The 21,039-nt window shown below is 65.5% G+C and carries 19 protein-coding genes and 4 pseudogenes; 8 read left to right on the forward strand and 15 right to left on the reverse strand.

Features of this window, described 5'->3' with window-relative positions; all coding sequences use genetic code 11:
- Both ACXJL8_RS05340 and ACXJL8_RS05345 read right to left on the reverse strand, forming a co-directional pair.
- The coding region (locus tag ACXJL8_RS05340) for a transposase (protein WP_456684703.1) at positions 1-181 on the reverse strand (181 nt) is incomplete at its 3' end.
- A 431-nt stretch (positions 182-612) separates the two neighbouring features.
- Positions 613-1,848, reverse strand: a complete 1,236-nt coding sequence (locus tag ACXJL8_RS05345) for an MFS transporter (protein WP_456684704.1) — start codon at positions 1,846-1,848, stop codon at positions 613-615.
- A gap of 587 nt (positions 1,849-2,435) precedes the next feature.
- On the opposite strand from ACXJL8_RS05345, the pseudogene ACXJL8_RS05350 reads away from it, so the two are divergent.
- Positions 2,436-3,409: pseudogene (locus ACXJL8_RS05350) on the forward strand (IS3 family transposase); the annotation flags it as partial.
- A 198-nt stretch (positions 3,410-3,607) separates the two neighbouring features.
- Here ACXJL8_RS05350 and ACXJL8_RS05355 read toward each other — a convergent pair.
- From ACXJL8_RS05355 to ACXJL8_RS05375, 5 genes and pseudogenes are all read right to left on the reverse strand, one after another.
- A pseudogene (locus ACXJL8_RS05355) lies at positions 3,608-4,178 on the reverse strand (IS3 family transposase); the annotation flags it as partial.
- 128 nt (positions 4,179-4,306) lie between these two features.
- Positions 4,307-4,768 carry a low affinity iron permease family protein gene (locus ACXJL8_RS05360; RefSeq protein ID WP_456684705.1) on the reverse strand — a complete coding sequence of 154 codons (462 nt, stop codon included), beginning with the start codon at positions 4,766-4,768 and terminating at the stop codon, positions 4,307-4,309.
- 198 nt (positions 4,769-4,966) lie between these two features.
- Positions 4,967-5,419 (reverse strand): annotated as a pseudogene (locus ACXJL8_RS05365) (KUP/HAK/KT family potassium transporter); the annotation flags it as partial.
- Positions 5,420-5,567: 148 nt separating this feature from the next.
- Positions 5,568-5,804 (reverse strand): hypothetical protein, encoded by a 237-nt coding sequence (locus tag ACXJL8_RS05370; RefSeq protein WP_456684706.1) that lies wholly within the window; start codon positions 5,802-5,804, stop codon positions 5,568-5,570.
- Positions 5,805-5,839: 35 nt separating this feature from the next.
- On the reverse strand, positions 5,840-6,052 hold the full coding sequence (locus ACXJL8_RS05375) for a hypothetical protein (RefSeq protein WP_456684707.1): 213 nt from the start codon (positions 6,050-6,052) through the stop codon (positions 5,840-5,842).
- 190 nt (positions 6,053-6,242) lie between these two features.
- Here ACXJL8_RS05375 and ACXJL8_RS05380 point away from each other — a divergent pair, with 190 nt between their 5' ends.
- Positions 6,243-6,653 (forward strand): response regulator, encoded by a 411-nt coding sequence (locus ACXJL8_RS05380; RefSeq protein WP_456684708.1) that lies wholly within the window; start codon positions 6,243-6,245, stop codon positions 6,651-6,653.
- 272 nt (positions 6,654-6,925) lie between these two features.
- Here the strand turns inward: ACXJL8_RS05380 and ACXJL8_RS05385 are convergent, their stop codons facing one another.
- Both ACXJL8_RS05385 and ACXJL8_RS05390 read right to left on the reverse strand, forming a co-directional pair.
- Positions 6,926-7,558 (reverse strand): tyrosine-type recombinase/integrase, encoded by a 633-nt coding sequence (locus ACXJL8_RS05385; RefSeq protein ID WP_456684709.1) that lies wholly within the window; start codon positions 7,556-7,558, stop codon positions 6,926-6,928.
- Between the two features lie 306 nt (positions 7,559-7,864).
- On the reverse strand, positions 7,865-10,327 hold the full coding sequence (locus tag ACXJL8_RS05390) for a PAS domain-containing protein (protein ID WP_456684710.1): 2,463 nt from the start codon (positions 10,325-10,327) through the stop codon (positions 7,865-7,867).
- An 890-nt stretch (positions 10,328-11,217) separates the two neighbouring features.
- Between ACXJL8_RS05390 and ACXJL8_RS05395 the strand changes: the two genes are divergently transcribed.
- The 3 genes from ACXJL8_RS05395 (at position 11,218) to ACXJL8_RS05405 (ending at position 14,590) form a co-directional block, all read left to right on the forward strand.
- Complete coding sequence (locus tag ACXJL8_RS05395) at positions 11,218-12,195, forward strand: 2-hydroxyacid dehydrogenase (RefSeq protein ID WP_456684711.1); 978 nt, start codon at positions 11,218-11,220, stop codon at positions 12,193-12,195.
- A gap of 43 nt (positions 12,196-12,238) precedes the next feature.
- Positions 12,239-12,991 carry an SDR family oxidoreductase gene (locus ACXJL8_RS05400; RefSeq protein ID WP_456684712.1) on the forward strand — a complete coding sequence of 251 codons (753 nt, stop codon included), beginning with the start codon at positions 12,239-12,241 and terminating at the stop codon, positions 12,989-12,991.
- Positions 12,992-13,201: 210 nt separating this feature from the next.
- Positions 13,202-14,590, forward strand: coding sequence for an MFS transporter (locus ACXJL8_RS05405; protein ID WP_456684713.1), 1,389 nt, complete (start codon positions 13,202-13,204; stop codon positions 14,588-14,590).
- A gap of 268 nt (positions 14,591-14,858) precedes the next feature.
- Here the strand turns inward: ACXJL8_RS05405 and ACXJL8_RS05410 are convergent, their stop codons facing one another.
- The 6 genes and pseudogenes from ACXJL8_RS05410 to ACXJL8_RS05435 all read right to left on the reverse strand — a co-directional run bounded on the left by ACXJL8_RS05410 (position 14,859) and on the right by ACXJL8_RS05435 (position 18,861).
- The gene (locus ACXJL8_RS05410; protein WP_456684714.1) at positions 14,859-15,830 is read right to left on the reverse strand and encodes an alpha/beta fold hydrolase; all 972 of its coding nucleotides are present in this window, start codon (positions 15,828-15,830) and stop codon (positions 14,859-14,861) included.
- 110 nt (positions 15,831-15,940) lie between these two features.
- Positions 15,941-16,303 carry a hypothetical protein gene (locus ACXJL8_RS05415; protein WP_456684715.1) on the reverse strand — a complete coding sequence of 121 codons (363 nt, stop codon included), beginning with the start codon at positions 16,301-16,303 and terminating at the stop codon, positions 15,941-15,943.
- A gap of 447 nt (positions 16,304-16,750) precedes the next feature.
- Positions 16,751-16,954: a hypothetical protein gene (locus ACXJL8_RS05420; RefSeq protein WP_456684716.1), complete on the reverse strand. Its 204-nt coding sequence runs from the start codon at positions 16,952-16,954 to the stop codon at positions 16,751-16,753.
- 29 nt (positions 16,955-16,983) lie between these two features.
- Entirely contained in the window at positions 16,984-17,193 is a 210-nt protein-coding gene (locus ACXJL8_RS05425) for a hypothetical protein (RefSeq protein ID WP_456684717.1), read from the reverse strand.
- A 133-nt stretch (positions 17,194-17,326) separates the two neighbouring features.
- Positions 17,327-18,331: pseudogene (locus tag ACXJL8_RS05430) on the reverse strand (IS3 family transposase).
- A gap of 146 nt (positions 18,332-18,477) precedes the next feature.
- Positions 18,478-18,861, reverse strand: coding sequence for a TonB family protein (locus ACXJL8_RS05435; RefSeq protein WP_456684718.1), 384 nt, complete (start codon positions 18,859-18,861; stop codon positions 18,478-18,480).
- A gap of 313 nt (positions 18,862-19,174) precedes the next feature.
- Between ACXJL8_RS05435 and ACXJL8_RS05440 the strand changes: the two genes are divergently transcribed.
- The 3 genes from ACXJL8_RS05440 (at position 19,175) to ACXJL8_RS05450 (ending at position 20,711) form a co-directional block, all read left to right on the forward strand.
- Positions 19,175-19,543 (forward strand): septal ring lytic transglycosylase RlpA family protein, encoded by a 369-nt coding sequence (locus tag ACXJL8_RS05440; protein WP_456684719.1) that lies wholly within the window; start codon positions 19,175-19,177, stop codon positions 19,541-19,543.
- Between the two features lie 442 nt (positions 19,544-19,985).
- Positions 19,986-20,339, forward strand: a complete 354-nt coding sequence (locus tag ACXJL8_RS05445; RefSeq protein ID WP_456684720.1) for a YgjV family protein — start codon at positions 19,986-19,988, stop codon at positions 20,337-20,339.
- Between the two features lie 126 nt (positions 20,340-20,465).
- On the forward strand, positions 20,466-20,711 hold the full coding sequence (locus ACXJL8_RS05450) for a hypothetical protein (protein ID WP_456684721.1): 246 nt from the start codon (positions 20,466-20,468) through the stop codon (positions 20,709-20,711).
- Positions 20,712-21,039: the final 328 nt, after the last annotated feature.

The following is a 21,039-nucleotide window of genomic DNA, read 5'->3' on the forward strand; positions in this document are numbered from 1 at the left end:
TCTGTGCGGCCCGCCACCAAGGACCAAGATCCTCCGGAATGGCCCGCCATTTCGCCCCGTTCTGATGCCGCCAGAGAATGGCCGAGAGTGTGCGTTGCAGGTCCTGCGGTGGCGTCTTGGCCTTCGGACGGCACGCCTCGACCAGCGGCTCCAGCTCAGACCATTGCGCGTCGCTCAGCATCATCCCTCCTGCCTTGGAGAGACGAAAACGCAAGCCCCGCCAGTCCGTTCAGGCGACGACAGGCCCTAAAGGCCGATAAGCTGAGCTGCTGCAAGGTCCGCTTCGGAGACGCCGCCGAGATCGGCTAAGCAGCCGCAACGGGCGCCAAGCCGAATGTCCGGTCCTACGCGCCAGCGATCCGACATGACGTAGTCGGGCCGATTACGGCTCGTCTGCTTTCGGAATGCAAACGCCAGAAGCAAACGTGTCGTGCTGCTGCGTTTCGCATCGTTGCAAACCGAAGGCCCTTGGGTCAATGCTGTGCCTTCTTCATATAGATAAGGACCAGAGTGTGAGCGTAAGGAGTCAATGCGTCATAGATTAAGCGGGTATCACTACCGCCAATACGCCACCCAATGACATCGTCGGATCAGCGAGCCCGTTGTAAGCTCTCATGCGGGCTGCAGGGCTGCAGCCCTCAACTCGCGCCGGCGTGTGCGGCGACCCGGTTCCGCAGTTGAATCTAGCCAGATGACCAGCGCTAGAGCCACGAGGGCAGGCGCACCGAGCGCCAGGAACGCTCCAGTCCAGCCAAGCAGAGACTGCGCCAGGCCGCCGTACCAGGCGGACAGTGCTCCGCCGATGCCCTGCACCGCGTTGACGGTGCCCAGCGCTGTCTGGGTGCGACCCGAGCCCCAGGTCAGATCCGCTACCACCACCGGCACGGCAACGCCGACGATGCCGGAGGCGACGCCGTCGAAGATCTCGGCTGAGAGCAACCACACCGGATCGTCGATGAAGGCGGACAGCGCCGCACGCACCGGCAGCACCGCCAGCGCCACGAGCAGCAGTTTGCGCCGTCCGCGCTTGTCCGCCAGCGAGCCCGCGAACAGCGCCACCGGGATCATCACGAGCTGTGCCACCATGACGTAACGAGCCGTCCAGGCCGTGGCGTCGCTGCCGGCCGCAACAAGCTTCTGCCCGAGCAGGCTCAGCATGCCTCCATTGCCGAGGTTGAACAGAGCAAGTGAAATCGCCAGTACTAACAGTTTGCGGTTCGAGAGCACGCTTCGGGTGGTCGCCCGTTCCGGCTTGTCGTCAGGATCGTCTTCCTTCCAGCCGACCGCACGGCGTCCGTTGTAGCAGTGCCCCGGGGTCGTCACGCTGGCCGCGATGGCCAGCAGGGCCATGGCACCGAGCACCCAGAAGGCCACAGCCGGTCCGAGACGAGCGGTGCCGAAGCTGATGAGGCCGGCCGCGATCAGGATGCCGAGATGGTTATAGGCTTGGTTGCGTCCTTGCTGCTTCGGAAAGCGGTCCTTGCCGACGATGCCGAGGGTCAGCTCGGTGACAGCGGGTAGAAGGAGCACGCCGCCGGCCGCCGCCAGCATCTGGGCGGCGAACACAGCCAGGAACGACGTGGCGGGCAAGACCAGCATCGTGCCGGCGAGGATGGCCGCACAGGCGCCGGCGATGAGGAGGCGGGGGCGCCCGATCCGGTCGACGAGCGCGCCGGCTGGACCGCTGAGGAACAGGGCACCGACCCCCACCAGCGTTGTGACGAACCCGACCCGCGCCGGCGACCAGCCGCCGGTCTCAGCCAACCAAGTGCCCAGGAAGGGCCCGAGTCCCCCCTGGATGTCGCCGGTGAACACGTTGATGAGCGAAAGATGCGTGGTGGCGAGCATGGGACCGGCGGGATAGGTGTGCCATGTCCGGTCACCGAGAGGCGAGAACCCACCCCATCGGTCCCGGAGGGGAACGTGACCTCATAAGCGTCCGAATGATGCATACGGTTCCGCTTGCGCCCCCATGGCGCCTCGTTCGCGCGGCAGTCCGGCGCCACCCAATTTCCCGCATCGCTCTCATTCGCTTTGGGCTGCCGAAACGCCTGTGCCGAAGCCTTCGCTCGCCTCCGCGACGAGCTGCGCTCCAAAAGCGGCCAACAGGGCTCGCAGGGTCTCAACGGACGCGTTCGCCTCTGCCAAGGTCAACAACCCGCCGCATCGGTACACCGAACCTGAGCTGAGAACTGCCAAGACTGCAAACCTCCCATCCGGGCAGTCGACGAAGCGGCAAGTCACCGTTTGTGCCATCCTCATCTCCAACGGTCCGCGACGAAGCCCGCAACGTGGAAGCCGGCTTTAACTATCCGTCCGCCCTGTGACCCGGAAGACACGGGGATCGGATGCAGCCGCCCTAGAATGAGTCAGCACCGACTGGAGTTGACCCGGTCTCGTGGAGCCCTTCAGACTTTCCGCACGAGGTGCGCTCCATGCCTCATACACGCCCGTCCTACGCCCCCGAGTTCCGCCGTCAGATGGTCGAATTGGTCCGCGCCGGACGCGACCCGGCTGATCTCGCCCGCGAGTTTGAGCCCTCCGCCCAGGCCATCCGCAACTGGGTCGCTCAAGCCGACCGCGGTGAGAGCTGTGGCGCCTCCAAGAGTGACGTCCTGGCGCTCGCCGAGCGGGAGGAACTGGCCCGTCTACGCCGCGAGGTGCGGCAGCTTCGGTTGGAGCGCGACATCCTCTCAAAAGCCGCGGCCTGGTTCGCACGGGAGAGCGGCGCGGTTCCGTCGGGCTCTTCCCGTTCATGAGCGCGAACCAGGCCGTCTTCCCCATTGCGGCCATGGCACGCGTGCTCGGCGTGTCGGATGCCGGCTATCACGCTCGGCGGCAGCGCGCGCCCTCCGTCCGTGCCGTGGCGGATGCCGCGTTGTTGAAGCAGATCCGCACCGTTCACGCTGGGTCGGGCGAGACTTACGGCGCGCCGCGCGTGCACGCTACGCTGGCAGCGCCGGGCGCACGACACGGACGCAAGTGCATTGCGCGGCTGATGCGCGAGGCGGGCCTTGTCGGCGTCAGCCGCCGGCGCGGAGGCGTCGTGACCACTCGACGCGACCGGGAGGCCCGCCCCGCGCCCGATCTCGTGGACCGCAACTTCTCGGCCGAGGCCCCCAACCAGCTCTGGGTAGGTGACATCACCTTCGTGCCGACCGCCGCGGGCTTCCTCTACCTCGCCTTGGTGGTCGACGCCTAGAGCCGGCGCGTCGTGGGCGGGTCGATGGCCAGCCACCTGCGGACCGAACTCGTGCTCGACGCACTGGAGATGGCCATCATGCAGCGCCGGCCGCGCGATGTGATCCACCACTCCGACCAGGGATCGCAATACACGTCGCTGGCCTTCGGTCGCTGCCGCGAAGCGGGCGTGCGGCCCTCTATGGGCTCGGTGGGCGACGCCTACGACTGTGAGAAGGTGCGTGCAGCCTGGAAGGCCTGACCCGTGCTTACGATTGACCACGTGTCATGGCGTTGATCTGTCGGCCCTCCAGGCTGCACCCGGGGCGTCACGAGACGTGACCTGATAGGAGCTGGAGGGAGTGCCGTCCCGTCACAGTCCTGTCCGCTCGCAGATCGCCTTCGGGTTCTATGGACTTGCTTCAGTTCAGTGGAGAGCGGTTTGGTGGGCGATGCCCCTCTCGAACTGGGTGGGGCTTGTGAAGCCGAGTGCCGAGTGACGGCGTCGGGGATTGTAGAAGCCATCGATGTRACGGGCCAGCGCGTCGATAGCCTCGGCTCGCGTCTGGAACGCGGTGCGCCAGACCAAAGGGCACGTCGCAACGCAGCCAGTGCAAGTTCCTTGTGAAGGCGATCGCCCACCGCCCAGCCCACGACCCGTCGGGAGTACAGATCGAGGACCACCGCCAGGTACAGCCACCCCTGTACAGCCAGCCCTCCCGCGTCCAGACGTAGGAGATGTCCGCGCCCCACTTCCGATCCGGCCCTGCTGCCGTGAAGTCCTTGGCGCGCCGGTTGGGGGCGACTGGAAAGGCGTGACTGCTGTCCGTGGTGCGCCGGAAGCGGCGCGGCTGGCGGGCCTTGAGCCCGTTCTCCCGCATCAGCCGGGCCACGCGTCGCCGGCCTGCCGCCAAGCCCTGCTCGCGCAGCTCGTGTGTCATGGGCGGGCTGCCATACGTCTCGTGCGAGAGCGTGAAGGCGGAGCGGACGTGGGCAAGCTTCGCCTGTCCCGGTGCGGCGGACGTTTAGGCGATGACGTCCCCGGCCCGGGACGGAAGCGCGTGGCTGCTCGTCCGATGGGTCAGGCCGCATCGGATGCCATACGGCCCAGGGCTGTACGCTTGTTTCATCTCGGATAGCTGGGCGACCCGGCAACTCGTTGCGCCGCCTCGCGAGCTGTGACATCGGCGGCAGCCTCTGCCTGATCGGCGGCTTCGATCACCGAGCTCGAAGGCGCACCGTTGTGGAGCGCGAGCCTGGCGCGCAACTCGTCGAGCTCCTCTTCCGCCAAGCCCTCGATGCCGATGAAGCGGTTCTGGGCCGCGCTCGCTCGGATCAGCTCGTCGAGCTTGGCCTGGATCGCCGCTCCATCCCGGTTCTGCGTGTTCTGGATGAGGAACACCATCAGGAACGTCACGATGGTCGTCCCGGTGTTGATCACCAACTGCCACGTGTCAGAGAAGCCGAACAGCGGCCCCGTGACCGCCCAGACCACGATGAGGATCAGGCTGAGCGCGAAGGTCGTCGGCCGACCCGCGGCGCGCGCCACCCGTGAGGCGAACTCGGCAAAGCCCTTCGGCGTCCTCATCGCGCCCTACGCCTTCGTCGAACGGCCACCACTCACACCTCCATCTCGGTGCCGACCTCCATCACCTGCCGGGCCGGTACGCACAGGTAGCTCGCCGTCTCCTCGGCATTGCGCTGCATCAGCGCGAAGACCTCCTCGCGCCAACCCGCCATGCCGGGACGTTTCTCCGAGGCCACCACCGTCTCGTGGCTGATGCACGACGCTCGGCGCGTCGAGCTTCAGCCCCTCGACGGCGGACAGGACGGAGATGGCCGGCGTGATCGCGCCGTCGCCGTAGAGAAGGGCCGCGCCGATCATTCCGACGACGAGCAACAGACCACCGCGGGAGCGGGCAGGTGCGTGCCGTTCGCCCAGAAGCGCCAGCATGGCGACGATGCCGCCCTCGCCGCGGTTGTCGGCGCGCAGGATCAGGATGGCGTACTTCAGCGCAACGATGACCACGAGCGACCACAGGATGAGGGAGACGGAGCCGAGGACCGCCTCGCGCTGCGGCGGACCGTCAGCGGCCGCAGCTTTGATGGTCTCGCGCAGGGCGTAGAGCGGGCTGGTGCCGATGTCGCCGTAGACGATGCCGAGTGCGCCCAGGGCGGCGGCTGCGGAGACGGCGCGGCTCGTCGCGGGGGCCTCGCCCTGCACCATCGTCGCTTCCATGCGCCTCTGCCTCTCCGGTGACGAGCGCACCTCCACCGAGATACGGTGAGCGCGCCGCGACCGTTCCGTCACGTATGCGTGGCCTACTGGCCTCGCTACCCGTTAGACCTTCGAACGGGCATGCACCTCGGATGGTCGACTACGGGACCTAACGGCCAAGGTCGAGCAGGCATGCTGTGGTGGCGATCATGCCGATGCCGCTGGCCCCGAGCAGGAGCCGCCACGCGATGGCGAGGGCATCGGCTGCGCCCCAACCGTTCCGCGGCTTGCGTGCCCGATTGTCGTTGGCCACCGGTCCGGTCGCATGGAAGGAGGGGAGTAGCGATATCGAGGTCGGCGGCTGATGCATCCAGGCGCCACTCGCCGCGCCGCGGATCGCGCACATCGGTCCACCTCCCGGTCGATGGGTGGACGAAGAGCTCATGCGAGTTCCATCTCCTGGGCGGCATCGTCCAGGTAGGCCGCGATGCGCGCGCTTGCCTGGGCGTCCGAGGCGTCGATGATGAAGCCGACCCTGCCGGGCGGGTCGTCGTAGCGACGGATGACCGACTCCGCCATGAGCGCCGCCTCGCGCTCCGACCGGGCGAGCAGGACGCGCCGGTCGCCGCGGATGTAAAAGGTGATGCGCTTCATGGTTGGGCTGCCTCGGCCTGCATGGTCGCGAAGGGCAATCACACAGTTGCGGCTTAGCTCTCTAAACGGTTCCACGGTTCCGACAGGTAGGTCGAGTTTGGATGACGAGCGTTGCTTTCTGCTATTGCGAGCATCGATTTAAACTGTGTTGGCCGGCGATCATACCGGCCAGGTGGGACATTGTTATTGCGTGACACAGACAAATTCGGGCGATGCGCCCCACGCCCTCGTCGTCGATGACAACGCCCTCATCCAGATGGAGGCTACCAGCATCCTCGAAAATGCGGGCTTTCGGGTGTTGGAGGCGATGAACGTCGCCCAGCCTCTGCATGTTCTGGAACGGCACCACGACGTGGTCCAACTTCTCTTCACCGACGTGCAGTTGCCCGAGGGGGAAGACGGCTTCGACCTCGCCCGCCAAACCGCCGAGCGTTGGCCGCACGTCGCGGTCGTGGTCGCCTCGGGTCATGCTGAGCCCGGATCGGGCGATCTGCCTGAGGGCGCGACGTTCATCGGCAAGCCGTTCAGCGCCAAGATCGTCCGGCACCACGTGCGTGAGACGATGCCGGACGAGAAGCCCCCCGAGATGCTCAGGGAGTGACTTCCCGCAGGCGCCGAGCAGGCTCGGCATGTCCTGAGCGCCGCGCCAGTCTCGCGGTTAAGCGTACCCACTCGTGTCGGTCAGCCTACGACGGTGACACGATGCAATCACCCGCCGACGGTCGCGCCATTTGCGAACAGTCATGCGTGGCAGCTCTCACGCCAATGTCCGCAATGGAGAAACGTCAGAACGGCTCGGACTGACCGGGTTGGGCGCACTGCTGCCAGAGTAGTTTCGAAGCCCCTCGACACTGAAGCTGAGGGGCCGAACGCTCAAATCTCAGTTCCCTCTGCCGGGGTCAGGGCATCCTCGACGTCGACACCGAGGTACCTGACCGTGCTCTCGATCTTGGTATGGCCCAGTAGGATCTGCACCGCTCGCAGATTGCTGGTCCGTTTGTAGATCAACGACGCCTTCGTGCGACGGAGCGAGTGCGTCCCGTAATCCTCGCTTCGCAGCCCGATGCCCGAGACCCACTCGTGGACCTGGCGTGCATACTGCCGGGTGCTGATATGAGTGACGCCATCGAGCCTGCTCGGGAAGGCAAAGTCGTCGAGCGATCCACCCCTGGCCTCCAGCCATGCCAGGATGCTGGTACGCGCTGGTTCGAGCAATTCGAACTGCACCGGCCGGCCGGTCTTGCGCTGAATGACGATGGCCCGGCTGCGGACGCGGCCGCCGCTGACGAGATCGCCAATCTTGAGTTTGACGATGTCGCAGCCTCGCAGCTTACTGTCGATGGCAAGGTCGAACATCGCGCGGTCGCGCACGCGCCGTTCGCGATTGAGCCAGAACCGGATGGCCCAGACCTGCTGAGGTTTGAGGGCTCGTTTGGCGCCGAGCTTGCGGCCGGCGTTCCAGGCAGGCCGGCCTTTCGTAGCCGGATCAAGTGCGGAGTATCCCATCGTCAGTCGCCTCGCCGGCCCATGCCGACGAGGCGAGAAGGCACCCCAATCGAAGCTGCTGAGATGAGGGCGGCCATTTGTGGACGTTCCGCTGGCGACCCAGCGCAGTCAGTCACGCGCGGCCCTGCGGATCCCGAAAGCGGACGCAGGTTCCGCCGTAGCTATGGCGGTGATGCGCCCAAGTCTGTTCTCCGGCGGCTTTCGTCACCATCCTGGAAGAAGGTATCGGCGCGGTTCGGATGACAGGTGGATCTTCGGTCCGGTCGCGGTACTGGCACATTCCTGATCCGGCTCGACAGGCAGCATTCACACGAATGCACGCCGTCGTATGGGCGCCGCCGCCCGGAGGGCACCGGCGACCTGCGCCGCCGAGTAGGGCTTGCGCACGACCTCGAAGCCGTGAGCGTCGTCCCGGGCGAGCACGTCGCTGTAGCCGGTCGTCAGGATCACCGGCAGTGCGGGATGGCTCGACCGCAATCGCCGGGCCAACGCGACGCCGCCCATGCCTGGCATCACCACGTCCGAGAAGACGGCATCGAACCGGGCGGGTGCCCGCTCGATCTCAGCGAGCGCCGACTCGGCGTCGAGCGCCCAGACGGTGGCATGACCGAGATCCTCCAGGATCTGCGTGCAGAAGCGCCCGACGTCGGGATTGTCCTCGACCACGAGAACGCAAAGCCTGCGCGATGCCTCGGGCGCCTCGGCGGGACCCGTTTCGGGCTTGTCCTGCGGGATGGTCGGCGGATCGGTCTGCGGCAGGTAAAGCACGAAGGTCGACCCGTGCCCGACCTCGCTGGAGACGTCGACGTCGCCCCCCGACTGCTTGGCGAAGCCGATGACCTGGCTGAGCCCGAGGCCCGTGCCCTTGCCGATCGACTTCGTCGTGAAGAATGGCTCGAAGATCCGCGGCAGCAGGTCCGGTGCGATGCCGGTCCCGCCGTCCGTCACCGATAAGGCGACGAAGGGACCGGCCGCGCCCGCGTGCGAGCGGACGCGGGGCATCGGGCGGCTGCCGTCGAGCCGCAGGGTCAGCGTGCCTTCGCCGTCCATGGCGTCTCGCGCGTTGACCGCCAAGTTGATGAGCGCGGTTTCGAACTGACTCGCGTCGACTCGCACATAACAGGGCTGAGCAGGCACCTCCGTTTCGAGCTTGATGCGCGCGCCGGTCACCGCGCCCAGCATGTTCGACACGTCCTGCAGGCGGGCGCCGACATCGAATACTTCGGCCTTGAGGGGTTGCCGCCGGGCGAAGGCGAGAAGCTGGCTCGTCAGCTTGGCGGCGCGATCCACCGTATCCGAGACCGACTCCAGGTAGCGGGTGCGCCGGTCCTCCGCGAGGTTCGGGCGACGCAGGAACTCCACCGACGAACGGATGATGGTCAGCATGTTGTTGAAGTCATGGGCCACGCCACCGGTCAACTGGCCGATGGCTTCCAGCTTCTGGGTGTGCCGAAGCGTCTCCTCGGCGCGAGAGAGCCGCTCCTGCTCACGCAGATGCTCAGTCACGTCCTGGACGTACTGGAAGGCGCCTATCCGCGTCCCCTGCGCGTCCCGCAGCGTCGTGAACTTCACCTCGAAGTGCCGGCGTCGACGCTGCGGATCGCCGAATGCCTCGACCAGGGTGAACTCCTCGCCCGCGAGCGCTCGCGACCAAACCGGGCGAACCTGCGCGAGCACCTCGGGCATGTGGGATAGGAGGTCCAGAAGGTTGTCGCCGACGCGCGGCCGCACGTCGTAGACGGACTCGATCTCCGCGATCCAGGCTTTGTTGGCGGCCAGGATACTGAAGTCCGTGCCGAGGGCGCAGACGAGGGCATCGGTCGTCTCGAATACGTCGGCCCAGAGCTTCCGCTGGGCGAGCGCCTCCTCGACCCGCCGCTCCAGCGTCGCGTTCATCTCGTGCAGCCGCGCCTCGGCCAGCTTGCGGTCGTGTACATCCTCCACGACCCCATACCAGCGCACGATGGCACCGGCCGCGTCCCGACGCGGGTAGGCGCGGGCGCGCATCCAGCGGAAGTCCCCGGTTGCCGCCATCCGGACGCGGTAGTCCACGTCTACCGGCTCGCCCGAGGCGAGCGCGGCGGCGAACCTCGCCAAGGTCTCGTCCACGTCCTCGGCGTGCAGGGCCTTGACCCAGCCGGAGCCCAGGGGTTCGCCGGGGCGCTGCCCCGTGATCTCCAGCCAGCGGTTCGAGTAAGAGACGATGTTCCCATCGGGGTCGCAGGTCCAGGGTACCTGCGGGTTCAGTTCGACCGTGTGCCGGAAATGGTCTTCGCTCTCGTGCAGGGCAGCCTCGCCGCGGACCCTGTCGGTGGTCTCGGCCGTGACGCAGAACAGGCCGTTGACCGCGCCCGCATCGTCGAGGGCGGGCGAGTAGGTGAACGACCACCAGCTTTGCTCGGGCCGGCCCTCGCGCGAGAGGTCGAGCATGACGTCGGTCAGGGTTTGGCTCCGTCCCTCCAGGGTCGCTTGCACCAGTGGCTCGATCTCGTCCCAGATGCTCGCCCAGACCTCGCGGAAGGGACGACCCAGGGCCTCGGTCTGGCGGTAGCCGAGGACCGGCCTGTAGGCATCGTTGTAGAAGCAGAGCAGCTCCGGCCCCCAGGCGAGGAACATGGCTGTCGGGCAGGCGAGCATCTGGGCCAGCCTGACACGTAGGGACGACGGCCAGCGGTCGGGCGACCCGAGCGACGTGGCCGACCAGTCGTAGACGCGGATCTCGGCGCCTATCTGGCTGCCGGACGGCAGGAACTGGAAGGCGTCAGCCAAGGTTCGGGCAGTTCGGCGACGGATGCGTGGGAAGGTTGGACTTGCCGGGCATGGCTCGTGGCGAGGGGCTAACGCGGGGCGAGGACTCCTGCCCCTGATACGGGTCTACCAGTATCACACCGTCAAGCCACCGTACTGCGGCAGCGTGACGTCGCCCGTTACGAAGCGGAGCCGAGGACCTGAGCCGATCCAAGGGCGCGGGAGCGCGGACCAGTTCGCCGGCCTCGGGCCGTGCCGTCCCAGATACAGTTGGATCGGTGAACGGGCGGCAATTCTTCCTAAGGACTTGGGCTGCCAACGGCCGGCGTCAGTTCCCAGTGGCGCTTAGCTCGATGCCCGCTTCCGGGCTCCGCCTCAACAAATCGAAATGACCGGCTAGAGTGGGTAGGAGGCCATGGGCTTTTGCGGCCAGCCTACTCCGAAGGAGCCATTCCGTTTTCGGCCAATTCCGGCCAACCGCCGAGCGTCCGCTTTGTTCGAACTCGCTGCTGAAACCGCAACAGCAGCAATCCACCCCTTTAAGACGCTTCGAGGGCGTTCCGCGCCGGCATGCCATTGCCGAATGCGGCTGGTCTGCTTTGGATTGGATCGTCGCGAAAGCGGTCATGCTACGTCGCTGCGCTGACGCGCATCCGTTTTCAGCTGCCACCACGACTGCTGCGGCGCCTGTCCGTTACGCAACCGCCTGCGCATAGGCTTTCCCCGACACTCCGCTCCTCAGCCATGCCCTGAACGATCGAAAAATCGCAGGCATTGCCACCATCGATGCCGCAGGCGCATCGATCTATGCTGAGATTAAGTTGGACTCCAATTGGCAATGATGTTCGCATGAAGTCCTGAAGATCTGTCCCCGATACGAGGGACGGGCGGGGAGGACGGGGCAATTTCCGATGACGATTTTGAAGCCCCACGTATTGCACTACGGCATTCCGAAGCTATTGATTGATCAGGGAGTGGCGGATCATTTCGCACCTCTTCGAATACCTAACAACACCGACTTTACAGCCCTCTCGGACAAAGAGGCTGCGGCCGTGCGCGCTATCGCTGCCGGAGGCGGCCACGACCCGATCGACAGCCGTCTTTTTGATCGACTTCCCAACCTCGAAATCGTCGCCAGCTTCGGTGTCGGATACGACCATATTGATGCTGCCGAAGCGGCGCGGCGCGGGATCGTTGTCACCCATACGCCAGACGTACTCACGGAGGATGTCGCCGACATCGCCCTAGCGCTCCTGCTCGGCACAGTGCGGCGGACTGGACAGGCCGAGCGCTTCCTGCGCGCCGGTCACTGGCGCACCGGTGTGTTCCCGCTCACATCGAGCTTACGCGAGCGCTCGGTTGGTATCTTGGGACTCGGCCGCATCGGCAAGGCCATCGCGCGCCGCGTCGAGGCCTTCGGCGTGCCGGTCAGCTATTGCGGGCGTCGTCGCCAGACCGAGGTGACCTACCCGTATCACCGCGACCTGATCGCCCTGGCGGACGCGGTCGACACCTTGATCATCGCGGCCCCCGGCGGTCCCTCAACGGATGGGCTTGTCGACCGGCCCGTGCTTGAAGCGCTGGGTTCGAACGGCATCGTCATCAACGTCGGCCGCGGCTCGATCATCAACGAGGCGCACCTCGCCGTGGCGCTCGGCGATGGGACCATCGCAGCAGCCGGGCTCGACGTGTTCGAGCACGAGCCGCAGGTTCCCGCGAGCCTGCTGGCTTGCGAGAACGCGGTGCTCTTGCCGCATATCGGCTCCGCTTCACACCACACGCGCAACGCCATGGCGCGCCTCGTCGTGGACAATCTCGTGGCTTGGTTCGCTGGTCAGGGACCGCTCACGCCCGTCGCAGAAACCCCGGCTCGGCGCTCCGTCTCCTGAAAACAAATCGTGCGCATCGCCCACATGGAGCAGGGAGGCTGACATGTCTCGAAAGATCGCGATCGTCACGGGCGCAAGTAGCGGAATTGGCAGGGTCTCCGCGCGCGCCCTAGCACAGAGCGGCTTCGCGGTCGTACTAGTCGGCCGCCGAGTGGTCGAACTTGAGGATGCTGCCTCGTCCATCCGAGACGGCGGCGTTTCGGCCGAGGCCATCGTCGCAGACGTGACCGACCCCGCATCGGTCGAGCGCTTGTTCGCCGAGGTACTGGATCGACACGGACGGGTTGACCTGCTGTTCAACAATGCCGGGTCTAACATCCCGGCGGCCGAGATCGATGCGATCGACCTCGGTCAGTGGCGCACGGTCCAAGACGCGATCGTGACTAGCACCTTCCTGTGCACACGCGAGGCCTTCCGGATCATGAAGGCGCAGAAGCCGGGCGGCGGCAGGATCATCAACAACGGTTCGATCTCGGCCCACGCGCCGCGGCCCGGCTCGGCCCCCTACACCGCCGCCAAACACGCAGTCACGGGCCTGACGCGGTCCACTGCGCTCGACGGGCGACGCCACGCTATCGCGTGCGGACAGATCGATGTCGGCAACGCCGACACCAAGATGGGCGGGCGGATGAAGGCTGGTGTCATCCAAGCCGACGGCAGCATGCGCGAGGAGCCGGTGATCGACCCCGAGCACGTCGCGAATGCCATCGTAACAATGGCGAGTCTGCCGCTCGATGCGAACATCCTGACCATGACGATCATGGCCACGGCGATGCCGTTCGTGGGACGCGGCTGAAGCTTTCTATTGGCGCCGTCGTGATGACCGACAGCTGCCGCGACGCCCAAACCGGCGACCGCCTCCTATGCAGGCCGGTGGCCGGTCCGGACTCCGCAACTCGACGCCGGGCGGCCTCGTAAGTCGGCCGGCGTGACTGCCCGTACCGAAAAGCGCCCGCGAGAGGCGCGTCGAGAGCGGTCGCTGGCCGCCGATCAGGAGAGGAACCCGATGTCCCAACCAGACGCCCTCGCCAAAACCATTCCGCTGCCGCGCGACGCGGGAACGGAGCGGGTCAAGGCCGACACGCGGCCGATGCACGCCACGGCAGGAATCACGCCGTCCGACTCGGCCGCCAAGCCGACGCGCATGCGCTTCTTCATGCTGTTCTTCATCTTGATTGCGACCGTGATCAGCTATGTAGACCGCACCAATCTCGGCATCGCCGCGCCGTTTCTAAGCAAGGAGCTTCAGCTCGACAAAGCACAGATGGGGCAAATCTTTGCGGCGTTTGGACTGACCTACGCATTCGCGCTGGTCCCGGGAGGCTACATCGCCGACATGCTMGGCTCGCGCATGGCCTACGCAGGGGCGCTCGTGACGTGGTCTTTGGCCACGATCGCTCAGGGTTTTGCCGGGACCTTCAATGCGTTGTTCGGCGCTCGCTTGGCGATGGGTGTTCTCGAGTCGCCTGCCTTCCCGGCCAATGCCCGCGCCGTGACCATGTGGTTCCCTACGAAGGAGCGCGGCATGGCGACGAGCTTCTACATCACCGGACAGTACATCGGCACGCCCATCTTCGCAGGTCTTCTACTGTGGCTCGCCCAGGAGCACGGCTGGCGTAGCGTCTTTTACGCCACCGGCTTGGCAGGCCTCACGCTCGGTCTGTGCTGGTACTTCATCTATCAGGATCCGCGTGAGTGCAGCCGGGCGAACGCGGCCGAGCTCGACTACATCGAGGCGGGTGGCGGGTTGACGACGAACCCGTCCCGTGCGCCCTTCAACGGCAAGGCGCTCCTCCAGCTCCTAGCGTACCGCCAAATCATCGGCATCTGCCTCGGAAAGTTTTGCAGCAACTCGGTTCTCGTCTTTTTCACGACCTGGTTCTTGACGTTCCTGATCGAGGAACGGAAGATGACGATCATGAAGGCCGGCTTCTACCAGATGCTGCCCTTCCTCGGCGCGACAGCCGGGATCCTGGTCGCCGGTCTATTGTCCGACCTCCTGATCCGGCGTGGCTTCAGCATGTCGAGCGCTCGAAAACTTCCCCTCATCGTGGGCAGCTTCCTCGCGTCCAGCATCGTACTCGTGAACTTCATCACCTCAGACGCCGGGGTGATAGCGATCCTGACGTTGTCGTTCTTCTCCCAAGGGGTCGCGGCGTCATCCTGGACGGCCGTCTCCGAGGTCGCGCCCCGGAGGTACATCGGTTTGGCAAGCGGCATCACCAGCCTCGCGGCGAACTTGGCCGGCGTCACTACGCCGCTCGTGATCGGTTACGTCCTGCATGCGACGGGATCGTTCTACTGGGCGCTGAATTTCATCGGCGCGGTTTGCATCTGCGGCGCGCTATCCTACTCGATCATTGTCGGGCCGTTGAAACGCATTGAACTTGAGTAATAGGTGTCAAAATCGCCTGAATTGCCTCCTAGGCTCCTCACGAAGGGTCGCCTCAGACTCTTCTCGGACCTTAAGAAGGGCTGCTTAATGCCCACCCGCTCACCCTAAAATGACGGAGTTCGGCCGTAAGCGGAACGGCAGCTTCGGAGTTAGCCAACCGCAAAAACGGACGGACCGTTAACGACCCTGGCCAGCTGTGAGGACCGCCAGGCGTGTCCTCACAGCGGGGGTACATGATTGCGATACGAGGATGCGAACCGGCTGCTCGTCAGGCAGCTTGGCGAGCCAGCTCGGAAGCATGGTCGATCGCGGCGATGACCTCTGTCGGTGCTAGATGCTGGATCATGTGGCCCATCCCGGGCACGACGATGAGGTCACTGTCGGGTAGCTCGCTGTGCAGGCGCTTCGACTGCCGGTCGACGTCGGCGATCTGATCGTCTCCGCCCACGATTATCACCACCGGGAGCTTCAGGTCTCGATAGTGGCTCTGAAGCTCGACAGTCACCGGTGTCATGAGCGCGGCGTCCTCCGCTGAGGCCCGTAGCTGCACCGGCCGCAGCATCATGGCTTTCGGAAACTGGCGGTCGAATCGTTCTGGTATGGCGGCAGGCGCGAACATGGCCTTGATCAACGCGGGTTGCAGGATCCGGCCGACCAAGGGCGAAACGGTGTGGCGCATCAGGTCGCCAATGCCGGGGATCGCCACCGGGGACGAGAGCATGACGTCAGCGCGCAGCGTTGGGTAATAGTATCCGGAGGCCAGGACCAAGCTGCGGACGAGCTGCGGAGCCTGAAGCGCGAGGGCGACCGCGACCAGTGCCCCCCAGGAATGCCCGAGCACGATGGCCTGCGAGACACCGAGCTGCTGAAGCGCTTTCTGGAACAGCGTGGCGTGGGCACGCGGCGTCCAGAGGCCGCGCGGGCGGTCGCTGTAGCCGTAGCCGGGCCGGTCGATGATGATGACGCGGTAGCGCTTCACGAGTTCGTCGACGATGCCGCTGACCAGAAAATCCTGGATCATCATGCCGTTGCCGTGGATCAGCACCAGCGGCTCGCCGCGACCGCGCTCAACGTAGTGCAGCCTAACCCCGTCGACGGTCAGGAATTGGCCGATCGGTGGGGTCTCACGCTCGGCCTCACGCGACTTTGAGGCTGCGTAGAGCGCGGAGGCGGCGAGCGCGGCCGCGGACCCGATCAGCGTCGGTCCGAGCCAACGGCCGGTGGAGGACTGGCGTGTCATGAGATAATCCAAGTCGTTGGCGGGACATGCTCCTCGATCAATCGGATCGCTTGGAAGCCATGCAGTGCGGGTGGCGCGTTGAACGCCGAGCCGGAAGAGTCTGCGCCGCTCTACGGCAGCGCGCCGATCATGCCCTTGGCATGGGTCATCGTGTCCTCACACGCCCGTTGATGACCCTCGCGATCTTCCACGGCGGCTCGCCTGCGAAGTCGACGTGCGTCGGCGACGTGCGCCGACGTGGGGATCATCGCGGCGTCGCTGGGCTCGCTCGTCGGAGCTGTCGCGAGGGCTTTTGGCGAATGGCTGCTGCGGATCGTGTGGCCGTCCTGGAGGCCGGCTACGTGAACAGCACCGGCGCTGTCGAGACGGCGTTCGATCGTCTCGATCTGCTCGGCACAGGAACTGGCTCGAGCAGGCACTTGGATGAGGCCGAGCAGAAGGGCCGCGACCCCGAGAGAGAGTGCGAAGCGCATGAGAGGTTCCTTTGTACCGCGAGGTGCTGAACCCTCGTCGCTCTGTTCGAGCGGCTGGTAGCGCGATCACGGATCGGCATTGGGATGCCCACGCGGCCGATGAGTGATCGCAAAGATTGCTGCGGTGCAAAATAACAACTGCTGGATCTTGTGAACGATCCCTCGCGATCGACGAAAGATCTGGAGCTGAGCGCGGGATCCCCAGCGCCCCGGTCGGCAAAGCGTTCTTCAAAGGCCATCATCAGACCGGACCGTGCAGTCGAACGTGTCGCGCATATCCACCGAACGATGGCGAGACGCTGCCGCAGAACGTGGCCAGCCAGGAGCGTTGGGCCGAACGCCGCTTAGCGAGCCGGGGGGCGATCCTTAAGCCGGGCGGAAACCCATGTGCCCCAGATGCGCATCGCGGCCACGATGGGCGTCGTTCGGGCCATTCCGTCCAGAAGCTCATGCCGACGGAGGTGCAAGGCTCAGATCGAGCTGTGCGCTCTTGGTATCTCGTCCCATCCGACAATCGAGGACACGCAGCACGGGCGTGACTGTGACGCCGTGCATCAGGATGGAGATCAGCACCGTCAGGCCGGCGGTCGCCCACAGTAGGTCCATCCGTTCGAACCTGGCCTGCCCGAACGCATAGGACAGGTAGTACATGGTTCCGAGCCCCCGAATCCCGAAGAAGCTCACCACCGCGCGATCTTCCCTGGAGCGGCCACTTCCCAGGAGGCGAGCCATCCGCTCAGAGGTCGAACGACCCGGAGCGCGATCAGGGTGAACGCGGCGGCCGGCCATGTCAGTGCATGGAGCAGCCCTCCGCCCACGAGCGCCGCACCAAACACGACCAGCAGCACCATCGTCAGGAGGCGTTCAAGCTCCTCCGCGTAGTCGTGCATCTTGCGATGGTAGTCATGCCCGCGACTGGACGAGCGCAGGGCCAGCGCCGCGGCGAATGTCCGCCGTCAGCACTTCTGAGACAGATTGAGAGTCTTCACGAACGGAGGATGGCTGGTTTGGACTTGCTTCAGTTCAGTGGAGAGCGGTTTGGTGGGCGATGCCCCTCTCGAACTGGGTGGGGCTTGTGAAGCCGAGTGCCGAGTGACGGCGTCGGGGATTGTAGAAGCCATCGATGTAACGGGCCAGCGCGGCGATAGCCTCGGCTCGCGTCTGGAACGCGGTGCGCCAGACCAAAGGGCACGTCGCAACGCAGCCAGCGCAAGTTCCTTGTGAAGGCGATCGCCCACCGCCCAGCCCACGACCCGTCGGGAGTACAGATCGAGGACCACCGCCAGGTACAGCCAGCCCGGTACAGCCAGCCCTCCCGCGTCCAGACGTAGGAGATGTCCGCGCCCCATTTTCGATCCGGCCCCGCCGCCGTGAAGTCCTTGGCGCGCCGGTTGGGGGCGACTGGAACGGCAGGGCCGCTGTCCGTGGTGCGCCGGAAACGGCGCGGCTGGCGGGCCTTGAGCCCGTTCTCCCGCATCAGCCGGGCCACGCGCCGCCGGCCTGCCGCCAAGCCCTGCTCGCGCAGCTCGTGGGTCATGGGCGGGCTGCCATACGTCTCGTGCGAGAGCGTGAGGGCGGACCGGACGTGGGCAAGCAGCACGAGAGCCTCGCGCTGCCGCGTCGATGCCGGGCGGTTCTTCCAGCCGAAATAGCCGCTCGGGCTGACGGCGAGGACCTTGCACAGGCTCGCGACGGGGAAGTCCTTCCTCGCCGCGTCGATGACGCGGAATCTCATCGACTTCCCTCCTTGGCGAAAAAAGCTGTGGCCCGCTTCAGGATCTCCCACTCCTGGCGCAGCACCTCGTTCTCGCGACGTAAGCGCTTGAGCTCGGCGGCCATGTCCTCCTGCCGATCGGCCGGCGGGTGATCCATCTCCCGCTCACGCCGGCCCTCGATCCAGTTACGCAGCGTCGAGAGCCCGACGCCGAGATCGGCGGCCACCTCCCGGCGGGACCGCCCGCTCGTCTGCGCTCATCGCACCGCCTCAGCGCGAAACTCAGGGGTAAAGGTCTGCTTCCGGTCCGCCATCGGAAACCCCCTCCTTCAGGAAAAGAGCTCTCCACTTTCTCGAAGCAAGTCCAAACTCCGGTTGTGGCGCTGCCGTGGAGAACCTGTCGCTGTGCCCGTCCCTCCATGCGGCAACATTCGTGTCACCACGCGGCGAGACCAAACCGCTAGCGTTGGGCAGGAAGGCTGAGAGGAAAGGTCAACTCTGTGGTGCCGTTCGCCATCAGCATCTGGGCGGGAGGAGGCGCATACGGGCCGGCGGCTTTGACAGCAGCGACCGCGCGCTCGTCGAGGCTGCGGGATCCAGAACTCCTCTCGACTTCCACCATCAGCACGGAGCCGTCCTCGGCAACGCGAACCCGGACTTCGATCGTCATTGAGCGGCTCTTCTGTCGCCGCGGAGTGCGGGAGCGGTCGGCCGCGTCGATCTTCGCGAGCACGGACGAGAGCCAGCGCTGAACCCCGAGCGGCGCTCTGGCCTCACTTGGAGCGACTGAGCCAAGGAGGCCGAGGGAGAGCGAAGCGGTAAGGAGTAGCAAGCGGAGGGGCATCGTGGTCACATTCAGAGAAGGCCGAGCGGCCGCGTATCTGCCCTGAGAAGAGAGCGGCGGCAGGGCCGGGGGATGACCATTTCCTGGCACCTATCATTTCTGCTCCAAGCCAACGCGGCATTTGAACGAGTGCGGCGAATACAAGTTCACCCGATCGATGGGTCTGACTTGAATATTTTCCTCACCAATGTGGCAACATCGCGCGCCAGATCTGTGGCTGTTGCATGGCTTTTCGCCATATTGCGTCGCACCATACTGCCGTCACATTCCAAGATATTTTGCCGACCCGTTAGATAACAACGGGAATGTAGTAATGTTGTCTTGTGCGCGCCTTGCTCTCCTGGCTCTCGCCGCGACTGGCTGTGTCGCGGCCTCAGGTGCCGAAGCGGCTACTGCGATGCGGACGCAGGCGGGTGTGGCCTCCTGGTATGGCCCGGGTTTTCGCGGTCGGACGACGGCCAACGGCGAGCACTTCAACACGCACGCGCTCACAGCCGCCCACCGCACGCTGCCCTTTGGCACGAAGGTGCGGGTGACCAACAAGAGCAACGGCCGCTCCGTGGTGGTGCGCATCAACGACCGTGGCCCCTATGTCGGCGGCCGCGTGATCGACCTCTCCGACGCTTCGGCTCGTGCGCTCGGCATGTCCGGCCTCGCCAAGGTCAGCCTTGCACGCATGTAAGTCGCGAGCGGTCTCGACCAGCGGCAGCGCGCTTCGGCGCCGCAGCATCCGACTCGGCCGAGCGGCACTGCAGGCCGCCAGCGTCGCATCAACTCCTGATCAGAGCGGCGCTGCCTCCTCTCAGGTGCAAGTGTTCTTACCCTTCATCTCTGGCCGTCCATTCTGGCGGGCGGCGGCTTCGACCTGTTCGGCAGTTTGGGACTGCTGCTCGGTGTCTGCGCCGGGCTGATGCCCAGCCGCACACTGATCCTGCTCACGTCCGCCGCCTGTAGCGGCAGCTTCGGCTTGCACTACTTAGGCGTGGGCTCCGCCACAGGTATCGCCATGGGCGCGATCTCGCTCGTGCAAAGCCTGGCTGCGGCTCGCTTTGGCGGTACAACTCAGCCTGCATCGCTGAAAGCCGTGCTTTGCGCCAAACCTTCTCGCGGCCCTCGTTCCGGTCGTGGTCACGTGGAACGGCTGGCCGTCGCTCTGTGCCGGCGCTGGCACCCTGTTCGCGACGTCTGCCCGGCTGCAGGCGGACGCGCCAACCATGCGGCGGCTATTTGTCTGCGCCGCCACCCGCTGGGCTGGGCACAACCTGCAGGTGGGCTCGGTCTTCGCGCTCAGCTGTGACGGCCTCACGCTCGCAGCCCTCCTCACGGCCATCTGGCGGGAGCGGAAATTCTGGCCAAGCCTGAGCCGGCTGCGCGCTGCTGGGCGCGCGCAGTTTGATGTCAGGACCTTGGTACCTGGCGAGAGTGCACGGCCTCGCATCGGTGCGGCTGAAGCCTCTGCCTGGGTCGGGAGCTTTTGAACTGGAAGCAAAAGCATCCGGCAAAAGGTCCGTGCACAAACTAATTTGGAGCCGGCACGGGACTACCCGTCAGAGCGGCCCGGTGCTTGTGTATCCCACAAACGCTCAGCCCATCGTGAGGCGATCATGCGCACAGTCTCTTCAGCAACAATGATCCTGATCCTTATCGCAGGCGCGGCAGCGGCGGACGACTCCTGTCAATCGCGCGCGGCTGACAAGAAGCTGGCCGGTGCTGCACTGACCAGCTTCATGAAGAAGTGCGACTCGGATGCTAAAGCGTCCTGCGACGCTTCCGCCTCCGAAAAGAAACTGGCTGGCGCTGCCAAGGCAAGCTTTACCAAGAAGTGCACCTCGGACGCCGTGGGGCAGTAAGCTGCCAGGACAATCCGGGAAGCTGAATGACGAGCCTGTGCCAATGGCTGGCCCCGAGCTCAGGGCTGCTCGGGAGCTGCCGACCTACTCACACTCGGTGCAGGCGGCCATATTCTTGGGTAGGCCGCTGACGAGGACCGACCGGGTAGTCTGGCCTATCACCATTCACTGGCCGAGTTGCCCATAGACTGGATCGTGCTCTGCCTTTCACTCGCCGAGCGTCTTGAGGTGAGCATCGACGAACTCAGGGAGGCGATTCGCAATCGCGGCTCTGTCTGACCGAGATCAATTCCAGCACCCTATGGGGAACGGCAGGGAACACCATGGG

Source organism: Bradyrhizobium sp. P5_C11_2 (genome assembly GCF_054049755.1).